This is a genomic window from Dactylosporangium darangshiense (assembly GCF_039537565.1).
Classification (GTDB): Bacteria; Actinomycetota; Actinomycetes; order Mycobacteriales; family Micromonosporaceae; genus Dactylosporangium; species Dactylosporangium darangshiense.
On sequence record NZ_BAABAT010000031.1, the window covers coordinates 109107 to 128796 of the forward strand.

The 19690-nt window shown below is 73.8% G+C and carries 16 protein-coding genes; 3 read left to right on the top strand and 13 right to left on the bottom strand.

The genetic code is table 11. The features are described 5' to 3' along the window. Positions 1 to 67: 67 nt before the first annotated feature. Genes ABD901_RS39810 through ABD901_RS39825 form a run of 4 tightly spaced genes read right to left on the bottom strand, consistent with a single transcriptional unit; the run spans position 68 to position 3967 of the window. The gene (locus ABD901_RS39810) at positions 68 to 979 is read right to left on the bottom strand and encodes an ROK family protein (protein ID WP_345135492.1); all 912 of its coding nucleotides are present in this window, start codon (positions 977 to 979) and stop codon (positions 68 to 70) included. Beyond that, entirely contained in the window at positions 976 to 2163 is a 1188-nt protein-coding gene (locus ABD901_RS39815; RefSeq protein ID WP_345135493.1) for a sugar ABC transporter permease, read from the bottom strand. The genes ABD901_RS39810 and ABD901_RS39815 overlap by 4 nt, the downstream gene beginning before the upstream one ends. Next, positions 2160 to 2891 (bottom strand): ATP-binding cassette domain-containing protein, encoded by a 732-nt coding sequence (locus ABD901_RS39820; protein WP_345135495.1) that lies wholly within the window; start codon positions 2889 to 2891, stop codon positions 2160 to 2162. Before ABD901_RS39820 ends, ABD901_RS39815 begins: the two co-directional genes overlap by 4 nt. Further along, entirely contained in the window at positions 2891 to 3967 is a 1077-nt protein-coding gene (locus ABD901_RS39825; RefSeq protein WP_345135498.1) for a sugar ABC transporter substrate-binding protein, read from the bottom strand. The genes ABD901_RS39820 and ABD901_RS39825 overlap by 1 nt, the downstream gene beginning before the upstream one ends. Before the next feature lie 94 nt (positions 3968 to 4061). Here ABD901_RS39825 and ABD901_RS39830 point away from each other — a divergent pair, with 94 nt between their 5' ends. Continuing rightward, positions 4062 to 5261, top strand: coding sequence for an ROK family transcriptional regulator (locus ABD901_RS39830; RefSeq protein ID WP_345135500.1), 1200 nt, complete (start codon positions 4062 to 4064; stop codon positions 5259 to 5261). A gap of 97 nt (positions 5262 to 5358) precedes the next feature. Here the strand turns inward: ABD901_RS39830 and ABD901_RS39835 are convergent, their stop codons facing one another. Both ABD901_RS39835 and ABD901_RS39840 read right to left on the bottom strand, forming a co-directional pair. Beyond that, positions 5359 to 6384 carry an LLM class F420-dependent oxidoreductase gene (locus ABD901_RS39835; protein WP_345135503.1) on the bottom strand — a complete coding sequence of 342 codons (1026 nt, stop codon included), beginning with the start codon at positions 6382 to 6384 and terminating at the stop codon, positions 5359 to 5361. 16 nt (positions 6385 to 6400) lie between these two features. Next, positions 6401 to 6817 (bottom strand): nuclear transport factor 2 family protein, encoded by a 417-nt coding sequence (locus ABD901_RS39840; RefSeq protein ID WP_345135505.1) that lies wholly within the window; start codon positions 6815 to 6817, stop codon positions 6401 to 6403. Positions 6818 to 6891: 74 nt separating this feature from the next. Between ABD901_RS39840 and ABD901_RS39845 the strand changes: the two genes are divergently transcribed. Together ABD901_RS39845 and ABD901_RS39850 are read left to right on the top strand one after the other, a co-directional pair. Further along, complete coding sequence (locus tag ABD901_RS39845) at positions 6892 to 7455, top strand: PadR family transcriptional regulator (RefSeq protein ID WP_345135508.1); 564 nt, start codon at positions 6892 to 6894, stop codon at positions 7453 to 7455. Between the two features lie 199 nt (positions 7456 to 7654). Beyond that, positions 7655 to 9553, top strand: a complete 1899-nt coding sequence (locus ABD901_RS39850; protein ID WP_345135511.1) for a flavin-containing monooxygenase — start codon at positions 7655 to 7657, stop codon at positions 9551 to 9553. Here the strand turns inward: ABD901_RS39850 and ABD901_RS39855 are convergent. From ABD901_RS39855 to ABD901_RS39885, 7 genes are all read right to left on the bottom strand, one after another. Next, positions 9450 to 10454: an alpha/beta hydrolase gene (locus tag ABD901_RS39855; RefSeq protein ID WP_345135514.1), complete on the bottom strand. Its 1005-nt coding sequence runs from the start codon at positions 10452 to 10454 to the stop codon at positions 9450 to 9452. The genes ABD901_RS39850 and ABD901_RS39855 overlap by 104 nt on opposite strands. Positions 10455 to 10459: 5 nt before the next feature. Then, positions 10460 to 11191 carry an SDR family NAD(P)-dependent oxidoreductase gene (locus tag ABD901_RS39860; RefSeq protein WP_345135516.1) on the bottom strand — a complete coding sequence of 244 codons (732 nt, stop codon included), beginning with the start codon at positions 11189 to 11191 and terminating at the stop codon, positions 10460 to 10462. Further along, positions 11188 to 12153, bottom strand: coding sequence for a sulfotransferase (locus tag ABD901_RS39865; RefSeq protein WP_345135518.1), 966 nt, complete (start codon positions 12151 to 12153; stop codon positions 11188 to 11190). Before ABD901_RS39865 ends, ABD901_RS39860 begins: the two co-directional genes overlap by 4 nt. Before the next feature lie 8 nt (positions 12154 to 12161). Continuing rightward, on the bottom strand, positions 12162 to 12992 hold the full coding sequence (locus ABD901_RS39870; protein ID WP_345135521.1) for an alpha/beta fold hydrolase: 831 nt from the start codon (positions 12990 to 12992) through the stop codon (positions 12162 to 12164). After that, on the bottom strand, positions 12989 to 13306 hold the full coding sequence (locus ABD901_RS39875; RefSeq protein ID WP_345135523.1) for an acyl carrier protein: 318 nt from the start codon (positions 13304 to 13306) through the stop codon (positions 12989 to 12991). The genes ABD901_RS39870 and ABD901_RS39875 overlap by 4 nt, the downstream gene beginning before the upstream one ends. Then, the gene (locus ABD901_RS39880) at positions 13296 to 18002 is read right to left on the bottom strand and encodes a type I polyketide synthase (protein ID WP_345135526.1); all 4707 of its coding nucleotides are present in this window, start codon (positions 18000 to 18002) and stop codon (positions 13296 to 13298) included. The genes ABD901_RS39875 and ABD901_RS39880 overlap by 11 nt, the downstream gene beginning before the upstream one ends. Beyond that, positions 17999 to 19690: SDR family NAD(P)-dependent oxidoreductase (locus tag ABD901_RS39885; protein WP_345135528.1), on the bottom strand; the 1692-nt coding region annotated here is incomplete at its 5' end. The genes ABD901_RS39880 and ABD901_RS39885, both read right to left, overlap by 4 nt.

The window sequence follows — 19690 nt, forward strand, 5'->3', positions numbered from 1 at the left end:
ACGGCGACGGCCTGCGCCCGAACGATACCGCCGCCGCGCAACGCGCTAGATCCACCCGAAGGATGCTCTAGGGCGGCGTCCGGACGGTGCGTTCCGGCTCCGCCAGGGACAGCGCCGCCGAGAGGGCGCCGAGCAACGGCGCGTCGTCGACGAAGCGGGCGGCGGCCAGGCGGGGCGGGAACGGCACAGCCCGCTGCAGCGCCTCCGCCACCCGCGGCATGATGTGCTCGGCGGCGCCCATGAGGCCGCCGCCGAGCACGACGCACTGCGGGTCGAGCACGACGCTGAGGTTGGCCACGGTGCGCGCGAGGACCTCCAGGGCCTCGTCCAGCAGGACGGCGACGGCCGGGTCGGGGTACAGGCCGAAGAGCTCCTCGGCGGTGACCGGCCGGCCGAGCAGGGCCGAGCCGCGGCGGGCCAGCGCGCTGCCGGAGACCGCCTCCTCCAGCGGTGCGCGGTGCTCGGCGAAGGCGGGCGCGCCGGCGGTGTCGCGCAGGTAGGCGATCTCGCCGGCGGCGCCGTTCGCGCCGGGCAGCACCTGCCCGCCCACCACGAGCGCGGCGGACAGGCCGGTGCCGACGTTGACGTACAGCGCCGTGTCCGCACCGCGCAGCGCACCCCAGCGCAACTCGGCGGCGGCGCCCGCGTTGACGTCGTTGTCGAGTGACAGCGGCGTGTCGCCGAACGCGCCGGCGAGCAGCCGCGGCAGCGGCAGCCCGTCCCAGCCGGGCACGTTCGGGGCCAGGCGGACCACGCCGTCGCGCACGACGCCGAACGTCGACACGCCGACCGCGACGGGCTCGGCGACGAGCTCCCGGGCCGCGGCCAGGGTGCGCTCGACGACCTGGTCCGCGCCCTCGGCGCCGCGGGTGTCCAGGCGCACCGTGGCGTGCGGCCGGTCGCCGGTCGCGCCGGCGGCCGCCGTGCCGAGCGCGACCTTGGTACCGCCGAAGTCGATCGCCAGGACCTGCCGCGTCACCGGGGCCGGCCCGGCCGGGCGAGCGAGTCGATCGCCACGGCGACGGCGAGGACCGCGGCGGTCACCATGTAGCGCACCGAGGAGTCGACGCTGAGCAGCAGCATGCCGTTGGTGATCGACTGGATGACGAGGATGCCCAGCAGCGCCGCGTAGGCGCGGCCGCGGCCGCCGAAGAGCGACGTGCCGCCGATAACCGCGGCGGCGATCGCCATGAGCAGCGTGTCGCTGCCGCCGGAGCTCTGGTTGACGGCGGCGAGGCGGCTGGCGGCGAGGATGCCGCCGAACGCGGCGAGCGCCGCCGAGGCCATGAACGCGATGACCCGGATGCGCACGATGCCGATGCCGGCGCGGCGGGCGGCCTCGGCGTTGCCGCCGACGGCGTACATGTGCCGGCCGAAGACGGTGTGGCGCAGCATCAGGTCGAGGGCGACGACGAGCGTGCCGAAGATGACCAGCAGCAGCGGTACCCCGCGGTCGGCCGACAGCACCAGCACCGCCGCGGCGAGCGCGACGGCGAGCCCGCCCAGGCGCAGCGCCAGCCAGACCGGGGAGCCGACGGGCAGGTCCTCGCGGCGGCGCAGGCGGCGCTGCACGAGCGAGCCGGCCGTCCATCCGCCGACGATGAGGGCGGCGAGCAGCCACCCCGCCCACGGGGGCAGCCAGGTGTCGCTGAGCGAGGCGATGAACCCGTCGAAGGGCAGGTTGATGGTGCCGCCGCGGCCCAGGAGGTACAACATGAGCCCCTGCCACCCGATCAGCCCGGCGAGGGTGACGACGAAGCTCGGCATCCGAAGGCGCGTGAACATCCACCCGTGCACCAGCCCGATCAGGGCGGCCACGCCGAGCGCGAGGCCGATCGCGGCGACCGGGTTCCAGCCGTGGCGCACCGACAGGATCGTCATGACGACCGCGCACAGGCCGCTGACGGAGCCCGCCGACAGGTCGATCTCGCCCAGCAGGATCACCATGATGACGCCCAGCGAGATGGTGCCGGTGGCGGCCATCTGCAGAGCGAGGTTGGTGAGGTTCTCGGCGGACAGGAAGTGCTCGTTGAGCGTGCCGAACACGATGGCGATGACGGCCAGCCCGCCGGCGACGGGCCAGGCGCCCAGGTCGCCGCGCGGTCGCTCCAGGATGGTTTTCATGCGGCGGTCCGCGCTCGGCCGCTTCACGATGGTGCTCATGCGGCCTCCCGCGCGGTGCCGCCGGTGATGGCGGAGACGATGGCCTCGGGCGTGGTCGAGGCGGTGTCGAAGTCGCCGGCGTTGCGGCCGAGCCGCAGGACCACGATGCGGTCGCTGACCGCGCGGACGTCGGCGAGGTTGTGCGAGATGACGAGGACAGCCAGGCCGCGCTCGCGCAGCCGGCGGATGAGGGCGAGCACCTGTGCGGTCTGCTCGACGCCGAGCGCGGCGGTGGGCTCGTCGAGGATCACCACGCGCGGCTCGCCGATGAGCGCCCGGGCGATCGCCACGGACTGGCGCTGGCCGCCGGAGAGCATGGCGACCGGCACCCGGATGTCGCGGATGCGCACGTCGAGCGAGGCCAGCAGGTCGCGGGCCGCGCGTTCCATGCGGATGTGGCGCAGCAGGCTGAAGCGGTGCCGCTCGGCGCCGAGGAACAGGTTGCCGACGACGTCGAGGTTCTCGCACAGGGCGAGGTCCTGGTGGACGGTCGACACGCCGAGGCGCTGGGCGTCGTGCGGGTTGGCGATGCGCACGGGGTCGCCGTCGAGGCCGATCGAGCCCCCGTCCGGGGTCACCACCCCGGACAGGACCTTGACGAGCGTCGACTTGCCGGCGCCGTTGTCGCCGACGAGCGCGACGACCTGCCCGGCCGGCAGGTCCAGGCTCACGGAGTCGAGAGCCTGGACCGCGCCGTAGCGCTTGCTGACATCGGTGGCGGCAAGCACTACTGGATACCCACCTTGGCGCAGGCCGCGGCGACCGCGCCGGTGCAGACCTCCGACGCCTTGTAGAAGCCGTCCTTGATGATGGTGTCCTTGATCTTGTCGGCGGTGACGGCCGTCGGGTCCAGCAGGAACGTCGGGATGTCGCCGGTGCCGTTGTTCACCTTGGTCGGCGCCGCCGGCTTCTCGCCGCGCCCGAGCGCCACCGCCAGCTCGGCGGACTTCTCGGCCTCCTGACGGATGTCGAGGTAGATCGTCATGTACTGCTCGCCGGTGAGGATCCGCTGCACCGCGGCGAGCTCGGCGTCCTGCCCGGTGATGGGCGGCAGGGTGGTGTACCCGGCGCGCTTCATCGCCGCGATCGCGCCGCCGGCCATGCCGTCGTTGGCCGACAGCACCCCGACGACATTGTCGCGGCCGAGCGCCGTGATGGCCTGCTCCATCTCCTGCTGGGCCTTGTCGGGGCTCCAGTCGGGCGTGTCGTACTCGCGGCCGATCTGCACCTTGCCGTCGAGGATCTTGTGCGCGCCCTTCTTGTAGTCGGCGGAGCTGGGATCGGTCGGCGAGCCGTTGATCATGACGATCTGCCCGGAGCCGGCCTTGCCGGTCTTGTTCAGCGCGTCGAGCAGCGCCTGGCCCTGCATCTCGCCGACGCGGACGTTGTCGAAGGAGACGTAGTACTCGTAGGTGATGCCGGAGATGAGCCGGTCGTAGGCGACGACCGGCACCTTCTTCTGCTTGGCCTGGTTGACCAGCGACGCGACCGCGCCGGCGTCGACAGCGTCGAGCACCAGCACGTCCGCGCCCTGTGCGAGCGCGGCCTCGACCTGCTGCTGTTGCTTGGCGGCGTCCTGGTCGGCGTTGGCGTACAACACCTTGCAGGCCGCACAGAGGGCCTTGACCTTGGCCTCGAACAGCGGCCGGTCGAACGCCTCGTAGCGGGTCGTCTTGGACTCCGGCAGGAACAGCGCGATCGTCGGCGCGTCCGACCCGGCCGGCTTGTCGCCGGCGTTGTTGCCACACCCGCCGGCCAGGACCGCCGCGGCGGTCAGCACTGCGACGAACCATCTAGCTCTCATGGCAGGGATCGTCGGCCTTCGCTCGCCTCCTTGGCAAGGACCTTTACGAAATTGATAAAGGACCTTTCTGAAGGCGTGTGGCAGGCTGTATCTCGTGCAGACCACCGCCATCGCGAGCACGACCAGCATGCTGCGGGTGATGAACGAGCGCGCCGTGTTCGCGGAGACGTTCCGCCGCGGCGCCGTGTCGCGCCCCGAGCTCGCCCAGCACACGGGCCTGTCCAAGCCGACCGTGGCCGGCGCCCTGGCCAACCTCGAGCGCGCCGGCCTGCTGCGCCAGGTCGGCCTGCGCGCCGGCGCTGCGGGTCGCTCGGCGGTGCTCTACGAGGTGCGCCCCGAGGCCGGCTGGGTGTTCGCGGTCGACGTCGGGCGCTCCTACGTGCGTGTGGCGCTGGCCGACCTCGTCGGGCGGATCGCCGCGCGCAAGGACGAGCCGTCGCGCAGCCTGCGGGCCCGCGACCTCGTCGCGCAGCTGACCGGCCTGGCGGAGGAGCTGGCGGAGTCGGCCGGCATCCGCCGCGACGACATCACCCTTGCCGTCTTCGGTACCCCGGGAATCCACGACAAGGCGACCGGCACCCTGCACCTGGCGCCGAACCTGCCCGGCTGGAACCGGCGGGGCAGCGTCGAGCGCCTGGCCGGCATCGCGGGCCGCACCTACGTGGTGGAGAACGACATCGACCTCGCCGCCGTCGGCGAGGCCACCTACGGCCTGGGCCGGGGCGTGCGGCACTTCGTGTACGTGTCGGTCGGCACCGGCACGGGCATGGGCATCATCATCGACGGCAAGCTGTACCGCGGCTTCCGCGGCGCGGCCGGCGAGATCGGCTACCTGCCGGTCGGCGAGGACGACCCCCTCGCCGGCGAGCCCGCCGCCCGCCGCCGCGGCCTGTTCGAGTCGGTCGCCTCCGCCGACGGCGTCGTGGCCATGGCCCGCCGATTAGGTCTCACCGGCGTGAACACCGCCAAGGACGTCTTCGACGCCGCACGCGCCGGCGACGCGCTCGCCCGCCGCGCCGTGGCCCGCGAGGTCGACCACCTCAGCCACGCCCTGGCCGGCATCACCGCGGTCCTCGACCCCGAGCTGGTGGTCCTCGGCGGCGGCGTCGGCAGCCAGCCCGGCGACCTGCTCACCGCCCCCGTTGCCGAGCGCCTGCGCGACCTGGTCGCCCTGCGCCCGCCGCGCATCGAGGTCTCCACGCTCGGCACCGACGCGGTCCTGCTCGGCGCGCTCGCCGTCGGCCTCAACGACGCCCGCGACCTCGTCCTGCAGTCCGCCGCCGCGGCGGGCTGACCGTCGTCAGACGCCCCGACCCGCCCTTTCGCTCCTGGACGGCATGCACTGCCGCACGGCGCCGCAGCCCCGATTCTCGCAGGCTCGACGCGTAACGTCAGCCGACCAGCTCGGCGATCTGGCGCAGCTGTCGCGGGCCGCCCGTGACGACGAGGGTGGTGACGACACTGTCGCGCCACCGCTGCAGCTCATCCTTGATCTTTGCGGCCGGCCCGATCAGCGCGATGTCCTCCACCATCGCCGTCGGCACGGCGGCGATGGCCTCCCGCTTGTTGCCCGCCAGGTACGCCTCGGCAATGAGGTCGCACTCCCGCTCGTAGCCGAGGCGGGCGATGACGTCGCGGTGGAAGTTGACCGACTTGGCCCCCATGCCGCCGACGTACAGCGCCACGAATGGCCGGATCCCGTCGGCCGCTCGCTCCACATCGTCGTCGACGACGATCGGCACGGTCGCGGCGACCTCGAACGCGTCCGGGCCGCGGCGGGCGCCCGGCCGGGCGAAGCCCTCCGCCAGTGCGGCGCGGTAGAAGCCGTCGGCCTTGGGAGAGAAGAACAACGGCAACCAGCCGTCGGCGATCTCGGCGGCCAACGCCACGTTTTTCGGCCCTTCGGCCGCGAGGAGGATCGGGATGTCGGTCCGCAGCGGGTGCACTGTGGACTTCAGCGGTTTGCCCAGGCCCGTGCCGCCGTCGAGCGGCAGCCGGTAGAACGCGCCGTCGTACTCCACCGGGCCGGTGCGGGCGAGGACTGCGCGGACAATTTCGATGTACTCCCGCGTGCGGGCCAGCGGCCGCGGGTACGGCTGGCCGTACCACCCCTCCACGACCTGCGGGCCGGAGGCGCCGAGCCCGAGGATGAACCGGCCGCCGGACAGGTGGTCGAGCGTCAGTGCCGCCATCGCGGCGGCGGTCGGCGTGCGGGCCGACATCTGCATGATGTTGGTGCCCAGTCGTACGCGGGCGGTGCTGGCGCCCCACCAGGCGAGCGGGGTCAGGCAGTCCGACCCGTACGCCTCGGCGGCCCAGACCGAGTCGAAGCCGAGGCGGTCGGCCTCCGCGATGGCCTCCGTGACGCCGGCGGGTGGACCGGAGGACCAGTAGCCGGTGGTGTACCCGAGCTTCATCGCGCGTTCTTTCACGTCACAGGGCGATGCCGTCGGCAGCGAGGCCGGCGAGGACCGCCTCGCTCAGCGCGTTGACCGCGGACAGCGGGCGGACCATGACGGTGAACTCCTCGATCAGGCCGTCGTCGCCGAGTTGGAGCAGGTCCAGGCCGTGGATCTGCTTGCCACCCACGGTCGCGCGGAAGATGAGGATGTGCGACTCGGCCGACCGGCCGGCCGTGCCGATCTCGGCCTCGCCGGCCAACTGCCCGACATATCGAAAGTCCTCGAACGTGCGCAGGAGCACGCCGAGGAGTGCGTGGACGGCCTGCGCCCCCTGGAACGGCGTGAACTTCACCGGGCTGAAGAAGCGCACGTCCGGACTGAACAGCCCGGCGAACGCGTCCAACTCCCGGGTCTCAACGGCGGCCCGGAACTGCTCGACGGTCTTCACGTCACCTCCTATAGTCAGCGATAGGAGTAGTCATATCACTGACTATGCCATGAGGGAAGCGGGAGGTTCGGCCGATGGCGTTGCGCCACGCGGTGCTGACGGCGCTGCTCGACGGCGAGTACAGCGGGTATCAGCTAGCCAAGATCTTCGACGTGTCGGTGTCGAACTTTTGGTACGCGGTGCCCCAGCAGCTCTACGCCGAGCTGACCAAGCTGGAGCGCGAGGGGCTCGTCACCGGCCGGCAGGTCATCCAGCGGGATCGGCCCAACAAGCGACTGTTCACGATCACCGACGCCGGCCTCGCCGAGCTGGCCGCGTTCGCCGCGACGCCATCGAAGCCGTCGTCCATCCGCGAGGACCTGCTGGTGATGGTCCAGGCCGTCGACCGACTGGACCCGGCGCCGATCATCGCCCAGCTCGACGAGCGCGCGGTCGCGGCAGCGGCGAAGGTGGAGATCTTCGATCGGATGCTGCAGCGGCTACGCGGTGAGCTGGACGAGGAGACGTTCCTTCGCCAGGGCGACCGGATCGGGCCGTACCTGACCTGCCTGCGCGGCCGCCGGTTCGAGCAGGAGAACCGCGAGTGGTGCGAGCAGGTCGCGGCGCTGCTGCGCGCCCGGGTGCCGCAGCCGCGCTGACCCCGCCCGGTCCGGTCCGGTCTTTGCCCGCGGAGGGCGTGACCAGGGTGTTACGCTCGGCGCGCACCGGGACGCAGGCGCTGTGCAGCGCGCGGACGGCGGAACGACGGTGCTCAGCGAGGTCCTTGCCGCGAGCGGGTGTCCACATCGGATGGACGGTCCGCCGCCGGCTGCGCCGACCCGACCGGAGACACCTGGGATGACGATGCATGCCGACGACGCACAACTGCGCCGCCACCTCCGCGACGCCGAGGTGCCCGCGCTGCTGATGACGGTGGCGCACCTGACCGGCGACACCTCGATCCTGCGGGACGACCTGCGCTGCGACGGCTGGCTGTTCCTGCCCCAGGGCGGGCTGACCGCCCGGCAGCGGGAGGAGGCCCGCGCGCTCGCGGCCGGCGTGCTCGCCCGGCTGCGCGACGGTGCCCCGGTGCCGCCGCCGGACGCGCCGACACTGCGCCGGATCACCAGCTGGGCCCTGGGCATGGACACGGCGGATCTGGTACCGATGCTGGCCGAGGAGATCGTGGCGCCCGGCGCGGATCCCAAAGCGCCCGGCTGGAACCGCGACGACCTGCCCGGCGCGCGGGAGGTCGAGGTCGCCGTCGTCGGCGCCGGCATGAGCGGGCTGCTCGCCGCGCACCGGCTGGCCCAGTCCGGGGTGCCCGTCACCGTGTACGAGAAGAACAGCGACGTCGGCGGCACCTGGTTCGAGAACACGTACCCCGGCTGCCGGGTCGACGTGGCCAGCCACCTGTACAGCTACTCCTTCGCGCAGCGCGCCGACTGGCCGTACCACTTCAGCACCCACGAGACGCTGCGGCAGTACTTCACCGAGTTCGCCAAGGAGCACGGCCTTTACGAGCACATCCAGTTCGACACCGAGGTCCGTGCGGCAGCCTGGGACGAGCAGGCGGGCCGCTGGCGGCTCACCCTGGCCACGCCCGACGGCGAACGCACGGTCACCAGCACGGTGCTCGTGACGGCCGCCGGGCAGCTCAACCGGCCCCGCCTGCCCGACATCCCGGGCCGCGACGAGTTCGCCGGCGCGGCGTTCCACTCCGCCCGCTGGGATCACGGCGTCGAGCTGGCCGGACGGCGGGTCGCGGTCGTCGGCACCGGCGCCAGCGCCATCCAGTTCGTCCCGGAGATCGCCAAGACGGCCGGCGAGGTGCGCATCTTCCAGCGCACGCCGCCCTGGCTGCGGCCCACCCTGAACTACCACCAGCCGATCGCCGAGGGGCTGCGCTGGCTGTACGAGCACCTGCCGTACTACACCGCCTGGCACCGCTTCTGGCTGTTCGCGCCCGGGCTGCACCGCGTGCTGGAGGGCTGGGTCGTCGACCGGGACTACCCGCCGACCGAGCGGGCCGTCTCCGCGATGAACGAGGCGCTGCGGGTGACGCTGACCGGCTACATGCGGGGCCAGCTCGCCGGCCGCCCCGATCTCGAGCCGCTGGTGATCCCCGCCTACCCGGTCGGCGCCAAGCGGATCCTGCGCGACAACGGCGCCTGGATCGCCACGCTCAGGCGCGACAACGTCCGGCTGGTGGGCGAGCGGATCGAGCGGATCACGCCGGACGGCATCCGGACCGCGGACGGCGCCGAGCACCCCGCCGACGTCATCGTCTACGGCACCGGCTTCGCCGCCTCGGAGTTCCTCGCGCCGATGTCGGTCACCGGCCGCGGTGGCATCGACCTGCACCGGTCGTGGAACGGCGATGCCCGCGCCTATCTCGGCCTGACCGTGCCCGGTTTCCCGAACCTGTTCTGCCTCTACGGGCCGAACACGAACCTCGCCGGACACGGCGGCAGCATCATCTACCTGTCCGAGTGCGCCGTCACCTACCTGGTCGACGCGGTGCGGCACCTGCTCGGCGCAACGCACCGGGCGGTCGAGGTGCGCCGCGAGGTCTGCGATGCCTTCAACGCCGAGGTGGACGCGGCCAACGCCGAGCGCGCCTGGGGCTTCTCGAAGGTCGGCGGCTGGTTCGTCAACAGTGCCGGCCGCTCGGCGCAGAACTGGCCGTTCCCGGCGCAGGAGTACTGGCGGCGCACTCGGCGGTTCGATCCGGCACAGTACCTGCACCTGCCGTAACCGCCCGGATGGCCGCACCGGCATCGCGCAGTGCGCGGACGCCCTCCGGCAGGATCGGGTGGTACCACTGCCAGGCGTGGAACATGTGCGGCCAGTGGTGCAGCACGGCCCGCCCACCGGTCGCCCGGATGCCGTCGACGAGCATGATCGCATCTTCGAGCAGCACCTCCTGGCCGCCGGCCTGGACCAGCACCGGTGGCAGGCGGGCGAGGTCGCCGAACAGGGGCGAGAGCCCGGGCTGCCGCGGATCGGCGCCGCCGGCGTACCGGGCGGCCATCGCCCGCAGGTCGTCGGTGGCCAGCACCGGGTCCGCCGCCGCCAGCTCCTGGTGGCTGCGGGAGGAGCAGGTCAGGTCGGTCCACGGCGACAGCAGCACCAGCAGGTCCGGCGCGCGGCACCCGGAGTCGCGCACGCGCATCGCCACCGACAGCGCCAGGCCCGCACCGGCCGAGTCCCCGGCAATGACGAGCGGGCTGTCCGGCGCCGCGGCACGGATCGTCTCCAGCGCGGCGAGACCGTCGTCGACCGCGGCCGGGTAGGGATCCTCGGGGCCGCGGCGGTAGTCCAGCACCAGGCAGGCGGCCCCGGCGAGATCGGCCAGCAGCCCCGCCAGGTGCAGGTGGGTCCTGGTCGAGCCCAGGCAGTAGAAGCCGCCGTGCAGATAGAGCAGGACGGGCCGGCCCGCGGCGGGACGGCGAACCCAGGTCCCGGATGCCGCGCCGATCGGTACCGCCTCCAGATCGGCCGGCGCCGCCGCGAACGCCTCGGCGGCCCGAACGTAGGCGATCCGCCGCTGCGCCAGCGTGTCGGGCCGCCGCAGGGCGGCGTGCTGCAGCATCTGCCGCACCAGCGCCGCGTTCGGCGACGGCGGGTCGCGCACCACCAGGTCGTCGTACGGCATCGACGTCACTGCGCGGTGTATCCGCCGTCGGTGACGAAGTACGAGCCGGTCGTGTTGGACGCGCGGTCGGAGGCGAGGAACGCGACCAGCTCGGCGACCTCGTCGCAACGGCCCAGCCGGCACGTCGGGTGCAGGTAGGCCACGCCGGCGGCGCCCTGCTGGCTCAGCATCGGCGCCTGGATGAAGCCCGGCCCGACGCTGTTGACCCGGATGCCCTGCCTGGCGTAGTCCAGGGCGGCGCTCTTGGTCATGCCGACGACGCCGTGCTTGGCCGCCACGTAGGCCACCGACCGTGGGAGGCCGACCGACCCCATGACCGATGCCATGTTGACGATGGACCCGCCACCGTTGCCGAGCATGGCGGGGATCTCGGCCCGCATCGAGTAGAACACCCCGTTGAGGTTGACCGCGATCACGTCGTCCCAGCCGTCCAGCGGGTACTCCCCCGTGAGCGCCCGCGGCCCGGCGATGCCGGCGTTGTTCACGGCGACGTCGAGCCGGCCGAACGCGTCCACCGCGGCGGCCACCATCGCCTCGCACGCCTTGGGGTCGCTCACGTCGGCCTCGTGGGCCACGGCGGGCTTGCCGATGGCCTCGGCGACGCGCGTCGCCGCCTCGAGGTCCACGTCGGCGACCAGGACGTTGGCGCCACGACCGGCCAGCAGCACCGCGCATGCCTCACCGATGCCCGAGCCGGCCCCGGTGACCAGCGCGACCTTGTCCGCGAAGTCCATCATGCCCTCGCCGCCGTCGCCGGCGTCCCGAGGCGCGCCTTGACCGATCCGACCACGCGGTGCGCCCACGGCTGCCAGTCCGGGAAGCCGAGGAACCGGCCCAGCCGCTCGAGCTGGGCCGGCGGGTCGTCGACGATGTCCTCGTAGGCGATCCTCAGCAGACGGCGCGGCCGCGCGTCGGCGATGGCCTGCTCGGCCTGGCTGGCAAGGAACGCGCACAGGCCCTGGTAGCGCCGGACGTCCTGGCCGCGTTCGCGCAGCGTCTCGGCGGTCAGCCGGTCGGGCAGGTAGCGCTCCACCTCCGCCGGCACCCGCTGGCCGGGGGCGACCTCGAACGGGTCGAGGCCGTACCGGCCGACCGACTCCACGCGCAGCTGCATGAGCTGGAAGCAGGAGTGCCGGCTCATCGACCGGGCGGTGTCCGCCCAGTCGCGCGTCAGGTAGACGATCCTCGCGTCGGGGAAGTCCCTGAGCAGGTCCGGCGCGATGTTGCTGGAGCCGCCGGAGCGCTCGACCCAGCGCCGCCGGCCGGCGAGCGAGGTGAGCAGGTCCAGGAACATCCGGTGGTGCCGCGCCAGCGACTGCTCCGGGAACGCGGGCACCAGCCCGGCGAGCATGTCGAACAGGCGGTCGGGATCGGCCGAGATCTTCGGCAGCGTGGTCGCGAGGATCTGCGGCAGCTCGGTGAGATTGCCGGCCCAGCGGCCGTGCGCCGGGTAGCGCACCTCGGGCGGCACGAGGCCGATCCGGAACAGGGTGGCGAGCTGGGCGTTGGGCGCGCTCAGGGCCGACCAGTACGCCGAACCGGTGAGCACCTTCTCGGTGGCGATCCCGGGCGCCACCCACATGAGGAACTCCTGGACCGACAGGGTGTCGGACTGCTCGGCGATCAGCTCGGAGAGCATGGTCGAGCCGCACCGGCCGGTGTTGATGATGATGGCATGGTCGTGGGTTGCTGGATCCATGGGACTTCCTATTGGTCAATGTTTGCCAGTTGGTGACGGCGGGCGTGCAGGCCGCCGGACTGCAGCAGCCAGGGCAGGACGATGTCGCGGACGGCGTCCGGCCGGTCGACGAGGACCGTGTGCTTCTCCCCCGGTACGGTGACGATCCGTGCCTGCGGCAGCAGCCGGCGCACGTCGGGCGCGAGCGCACCCACGGTTGCCCCGCCGGCGTACACGCACAGGACCGGGCATTCGATCGCGGCGATGCGCTCCTCCGGCGGAATCCGGCTGGCCAGCACATCGCTCGTGAGGCTGGTGGTGGCGATCACCTCGCGAGCGGCCCGGGCCCGCCGGCCGACGCCGCCACGCCCGTCGATCCCGGCGAGCGTGTCGTCGGGCAGGTACGCGGCGGCGTTGGCGAGCCACCACGGCATCCGCTCGCGCCACGCCGTGACGGGCGGGACGGCCTCGACCGCGACGATGGCGGCGACCCGCTCGGGGTGGCGCGCCGCGTAGCCGAACGCGATCGTGCCGCCGAACGAGTTGCCGAACAGGCTGACCGGGCCGGTGATGTCGAGCGCGGCCAGCAGCGCTTCCAGGTCGTCGACGAAGTCGTCGAGTGCGTAGCCCTGCGCCGGGCGTTCGGTGTGTCCGTGCCCGCGCAGGTCGTACATGACCACGTCGAGGCCGGCGGCCGCGAGCGGTTGGGCCAGGGTGATGTACCAGCTGGCCAGGGTGTCCATGGCCAGGCCGTGGATCAGCACCGCGGTCGGTGCGGCGCCGTGCGCGCCGGACGCCGCCTCGGACGGGGCGAGCCGCTCCACGTGGACGGACAGGCCGTTGGCCGGCACCATGCTCATGCCGGCGTGCCCACCCTGCCGGGCTCGGCGTCCGCACTGTCCAGTGCGGCGGCGATGTGCTCGACGAGTTGCCCGACCCGCAGGTGCCGGGCCGATTCCAGGTCGAGGCCGGCGATGAACTGGGCGAAGTTCACCGTGTTGCCGAACCGGACCTGCAGGCGGCCGGCGAGCGAGACGACGTCGATGCTTTCCATCTCCAGGTCGTCCTGGAACGTTGTCGACATCGTGATCTCGCCGTCGACGCCGGAGTGGTCACGGATCGCGTACAGCATGTCGGCGACCTCGGCAAGGATTGCGGTTTGGTCAGCAGGCACGGGATGTCCCTTCTCGTGGTTCGGGCCGCTCCGGGCGGCCGGTCGGATGGACCGGCTCCGGGCGGCTGGTTGGGTTGACGGGCTGCGGTCCCCAGGTCCAGCCGACGACGTACCGTCGCGGCGGCAGGTCCTCGGGGTTGGAGATCTCTCGATGGGAGACCAGGTAGATACGGCCGGCGACCGCCACGGTCAGCGCCGCCGGCGTGGCCTGCACGACGGTGAACCGCTTGGGATCACCGGCCAGGCCGGTGCCCTCCGCCTTGGCGGCGGCCTCCTTCGCGGTCCAGAAGCGGGCGAACCACACACGCCGGTCCTCGCCGGTCGCCGCCGCCGATTCGAGCAGCAGCCGTCGTTCGGCGTCGGTCAGCGCGATGGCCAAGGTGCTGTCCGCGCAGTCGGTGATCTCGGCGATGTCGATGCCCACGCCGGGAGCGTCGGGTGGCCCGCCGGGAACGCACGGCCCGGCGATCGCGACCGCGACCTCTGCGACGTGGGCGAGCGAGACATCGCACTCCCGATAGCCGTGCCCGGCGCGCGGGTAGACACGGGGCCGCCCGTTCGCGTCGTTGCGCACCGACAGCTCGATCGGGTACACGTCGGTGTGGCCGTCGTCCCACAGCCGGAAGCGGACGGCGTCCTGGACCGCGATCCGGCCGAGCAGCCACTGCTTGCGCGCCTTGGGCGGCCGCCGCTCGTACTCGGCCGCCCCGGCGGCGCCGAGGATGCCGCGCGCAGCCAGCCCGCGGGTCACCAGGTCGGGCCAGCGGTCGAACGCGACGGTCCAGCCCTCCGGCTGGCGCAGCGACATCGCGTTGCGGCCCGGGAAGCGCTCGGCGGCCCGGATCGCCGGGTGGCTGGCGAACTGCCGGTGGACGCACCCTTCGAGCTGCGCCCAGACCCGGCCGTCGACGGCGAGTTGCGTATCGAAGACGACCTGCTCGGCGTCGACCGAGCGGATGTGCACGACGCAGTCGACCGCCGTGCCCGCGGCGGGCTCGGGGCCGAAGAACCGTGCGTGCCCGATCCCGACCGGCAGCGCCCCGAACGGCTGCGTCGTGAACAGCCAGTCGCCCATGAGCTGCGACGCGTTGTCGAGCAGCGCGCCGGGCGGGGGCGGTGCGGTCAGCACGCCGCGGACGTGCGCGTCGCCGATGGCGTGTACCTCGGTCAGGCCGCGGAACGAGGGCCCGTGGAACACGTACCGTTCGGCGTACATCTGCTCGGCGCTGATCTGCGGTGGCCGTTCCGTGGCCGGGTCGTGCCGCCACACCTGCGGGCGCTCGGCCGGGTAGTCGGGCGCCACCTCGACCGTGGAGCGGGAGTAGCCGCCGAAGGTCACCGAGAGCCGGTCGGGCCCGGCGGGCTTGACGGTGATCTCGACGTCCTGCGCCGGCTCGGCGACGCACCAGCGGTTGAACCGGGCGTCGCGCACGGCGACCACCCGCGCGCCCGGGACCGCCTGCCGGGCGGCGTCCATCATGTGCTGCATGACGGTGGTCGCCGGCACCACGGGCCAGCGGTCCTGCGGTTCGGGCCAGTCGTCGGGCTGGGCGAAGAAGCAGTGGTCGCGCAGGTACGGCATCGTGTCGAGGGCGACCCGCAGGATCGTGCGGTGGACCTCCGGCACCGGCGCCACCGGCGGCGGCGGCGCGCCGGGCCCGCTGCCGCCGCCGTTTGCGCCGCCCAGCAGCGACGCCAGCTCGGCGGCGGCGCTGGACTGGCCGGCGAGCCTGCTCAGCGCGGCCAGGGCCGGCTGGGCCGGCGATCGGGGCGCCGGCACGACGGCAGGCACAGCCACCGCGGCAGGCACAGCCACCGCAGCGTGGGTCGCTACCGCAGCATGGGTCGCCACCGCGGCCGTCGCGACGTCCCGGTCGCCCGTCGGCGCCGCCGCGGGCACGGGCACGCCGAGCAGGTCGGCGGCCCCCTCGCCGAGGCGGACCAGCGGCACGCCGAGTTCCAGCCGCATGGCCGGGCCGCGGCGGGCGGCTCGGGCGGTGACGGGCGCCGCGACCGCGGCGTGCGCGTGGCCCGTGCCCGCCGTGTCCAGCGCGCGCAGGTCCGGGGCGGCGCCCTCGACCCACAGCGCAGTGGCGACGCGGCGCAGCTGGCTCAGGCCGCCGCGGTGGGCGACGTTGACCGGTATGGCGAGGTGGTCGCGGCCGCGCAGGTTGTCGTCGATGACCGAGGCCAGCTGCCCGACACCGACCTGCAGGAACACCCGGAACCCGGCGTCGTACATCGCCTGGATGGTCTCGCGGAACCAGACCGGTTCGAGCATGTGCCGCACGGACACCTCGCGCACGATCTCCGGATCATCCGGGAACGGTGCCTTGAGCGTGGCCGACCAGACGGGTACCCGGGCGGGATGGACCTGCCAGCGGCGCAGCGCGGCGCCGATCGACTCCAGCCCGGCGGCGAACAGCGGTGTGTGGAAGGCGGAGCGGAACGGCAACTTCTGGCAGACGAAGCCTTCGCCGCGCAGCGCCTCGACGAGCCGGTCGATCTCGCGCTCCGGTCCGTTGACGATGCATTGCGCCGGTGCGTTGTCGTGGGACAGCACGACGCCCGTGTACTGCGCGAGCTGCGGCGCGACCTGCTGGGCGGCGCGGCCGACGACGGCGAACGCGTGGCCGGGGACGTCGACCGACGCCGGGTTGAACGCGGCGAGGACGTCCTCGATGGAGGACACGCTGACCTGCCCGCTCGTCACCGCGGCGGTCCACTCGCCGATGCTGTACCCGGCGACGGCGTCCGGGGCGATCCCGATGCGGCGCAGGGCGTCGTTGAGCAGCGTGCCCAGCTCGACCAGGCCGGCGCTGTGCCGGCCCAGGTCGGCGGCGGACCACTGCCGGTCGGGCAGGCCGAGGTGCGCCGCGACGTCCGCGGTGCGCGGGCCGAACTCGGCCTCCGGCCCGGGGAACACGAAGGCGAGCCGCCCGGGCGCCGCGCCGGCGAGCAGCGGGGCTGGGCTGAACCAGATGTCGCGGGCGCCGCGCCAGGACTGGCCCCTGGCGACGGCGAGGCGGGCGGTGGCGAGTCGCTTGGCGTCGGGGTTGACGATGCCGATCCGGCAGCCCTCGTCCCCGGCCGGCGCGCCGGCGCCGCCGCCCTGCCGGGCCCGGGCGGTGCCGAGGCCGCGGACCGTGGTGTCGTCCGCGTCGAGCAGGCGGGCCAGCGCGGCCGGGTCGGGCGCGGCCAGCCACAGCACCTCGTCCGGTTCGGCGATGCTCGCCGCCGCGGGCGACGCCACCGGGCCGATCGCGCCCGTGCCGCGGCGGCGGGACGTGAACGCTTCCGGCGTCTCCTCCAGCACGACGTGGGCGTTGATGCCGCCGAAGCCGAACGCGTTGACGCCGGCGCGGCGCGGCCCGTCGCTCTCCCACGGCCGGGCGGAGCCGATCGGGGCGAACCGTGTGCGCGCCAGCTCCGGGCGCGGGTCTTCGCAGTGCAGGGTGGGCAGCAGCACGCCGCGGTACACGGCCAGGGCCGCCTTGATGAGCCCGGCGATGCCGGCCGCGGGCATGGCGTGGCCGATCATCGACTTGACCGAGCCGACGACCGGCGTCGGGCCCTTGCCGGGCGGGCCGAACACGTCGCGGAGGGTGTCCAGTTCGGCGGCGTCGCCGGTCGGCGTGGCGGTACCGTGCGCCTCGAGCATGCCCAGCGCGTCCGGCGCGGCCGGGTCGAGGCCGGCGGCCGCCCAGGCCCGCCGGATCGCGAGCGCCTGCCCGGCGGTGGCCGGGTTGACCATGCTGACCGCGCGCCCGTCGCTGGACACTCCGCTGCCGCGGATCACCGCATAGATCCGATCGCCGTCGCGCCGCGCGTCGGCCAACCGCTTGAGCACGACGATGCCGGTGCCCTCGCCGATCAGCAGCCCGTCGGCCGCGCTGTCGAACGGCCGGATCTCGCCCCGCCGGGACAGCGCGCCGAGCTGGCTGAAGATCGACCAGAGGCCGACGTCGTGCACGTGGTGCACGCCGCCGGCCAGCACGGCGTCGAGCCGGCCCCGGCTCAGTTCGGCGATCGCCTGGTCGACCGCGACCAGCGACGAGGCGCAGGCGGCGTCCAGCGTGTACACGGGGCCGCGCAGGTCGAGCCGGTTGGCGATCCGGGACGCGGCCAGGTTCGGCACCACCCCGATGGCGCCCTCCGGCTGGTGCTTGCCGAGGCGCTCCTCGAACTTGCGCCGTACCGCCTCGAGCCGGCCCTCCGGCAGGTCGGGCATCAGGTCCCGGAGCACCTCGACCACCTGGTTGGTCATCCGGACCCGCTGGTTGTAGCGGATCTGGCCCGGGCTGAGAAAGCCGCCCCGGCCGAGGATCACGCCGACCCGGTCGCCGGGCGGCAGCCGGTCCGGCCCGCCCGCGTCGTCGATGGCGGCCGCGGCCACCTGCAGCGCGATGAGCTGATCCGGCTCGATGTCCGCGATGGACGCCGGCATGATGCCGAAGCGCAGCGGATCGAACGTGGCCAGCTCGTCGACGAACCCGCCCCGCCGGCAGTACAGCCGGTCCGGGCGGTGCGCCTGCGCCGGGTCGTAGAACTGCGGGTCCATCCTGGCCGGCGGCGCCTCGCTGATCGCGTCGGCGCCCTCGACCAGGTTGCGCCAGTAGCCGTCCAGGTCGGCGGCGCCGGGTAGCAGCGCCGCCATGCCCACGATGGCCGTCTCGTCGTCGCGCAACGCGGTCACCGGGCCGAGGTGGTGTAGACGACGGCGGTGAGCGCCGGATCCCCCCAGGCCAGCTCGCCCAGCAGGCTCAGCGCGCCCTCCTGCGGGTCGATGAGCGTGACGCCGCGCCGCGCGTACTCCCGGCTGAGCTCCACGCTGACCATGCCGCTGTGGCCCTCGGCCGGCGCCCACGGTCCCCAGTGGACGGTCAGGCAGCGGTTGCCGGAGCGGGTCGACCACCGGGCGCCGATCGCCTCCAGGGCGTCGTTGGCGGCCGCATAGTCGGCCTGACCGCGGTTGCCGTACGTCGCCGCGACGCTGCCGAAGAACACCACGAACTTCGGCGCGCAGGCGAGCCGGTCCAGCGCGTCGAGGACCGCCTGTGCGCCGGCCACCTTGGTGTCGAAGACCCGGGCGAACGACTGCGGGTCCTTGTCGGCGATGAGCTTGTCCTCGATCACGCCGGCCGCGTACACCAGCCCGTCGATGCGGCCGTGCTCGCGATGGATCGCCGCGACGAGCCGGTCGGTCGCCTCCACGTCGCGGACGTCGAGGGCGTGGTAGCGCACCTGGGCTCCGAGCTCGCCGAGCTCCCGCACGGTGGCGTCGACCTCCCGGCCGGCCAGGATCGCCTGGGCCTTGCGGGCGATCTCCGCCGGTGCGGCGCCGCCCTGGCGCGCGAGCGCCGCCCGCAGCGAGACCTCGTCCGTGGCCGCCGCCAGCGCCGGGTCCTCCGGCCTCTGCGGCCTCGGGGTCCGGCCGATCAGCTCGATGCGGCACCCGGCCGCCCCGGCGAGCGCCCGAGCGAACCAGGAGGTGATGCCCCGCGCCCCGCCGACCAGCACCACCACCGAGTCGCGGTCCAGGCCGACCGCCCGGGCCTCCGCCACACCGTCTCCGGCCGGGCCGGCACCGCCGGCCGCGAGCGGGCCGAGGCTCGCCGGCACCATCTCGTACGTCTGCCGCGCGCGGCCGCTGCGGTTCACCACCGCCGCATCGCCCCCGGCGAGCAGCTCGTCGACGATCTGCTGGGCGAGCCGGTCCGCGGGTTCCGTGCCGTCCACGATGGCCAGCCGCGCGGCGGTCGACGGGTACTCCCGGGCGACGGTGCGCATCAGGCCTCGCAGCCCGTCCGTACAGGCACCGGCGTTCGCGTCGGCGGCCGCCAGCACGTAGCGCGGCCTGCCCGCCAGGACCTGCTTGATCAGCCCGAACGCGCCGGGCAGCAGCGGCGCCGACCCTTCGGGCGACCCCGCCAGCGCCTCGAGCAGGATGAGCCCGTCGGCCCCGTCGAGCGGGCCCGGCTCGGCGAGCGTGCCGGCGCGCACCGTCGCACCGTGCCGGCGCAGCAGCTCGGCGACGCTGTCGGCCGCCGGACCGCGCCCGGTGACCACCAGCGTGGCGCCCGCGAGCGCCGTCGCCGGGCGGACCGGCTCGTGTGCGACGGGAACCAGCGTGGGGAGCAAGCGCGTCGGTGCGACGCCCGGCCGCGCGACATCACCGCCGGCCGGGGCCTCGGTCCGGCTCTGCGCCGGTATCGACCGGGGTGCGGGCGGCGCCACGGGCGCGTCGTCCAGCCGGCTGGTGAGCCAGTCGACCATGGCCCGCACGGTCCGGGCCTTGACCAGCTCCTCCAGCTCCGACTCGTCGCCCTCGGCCGACAGCCCGAGCCGCGCCACGACGTCCCCGGCCACCTCCGCCCGCTTGAT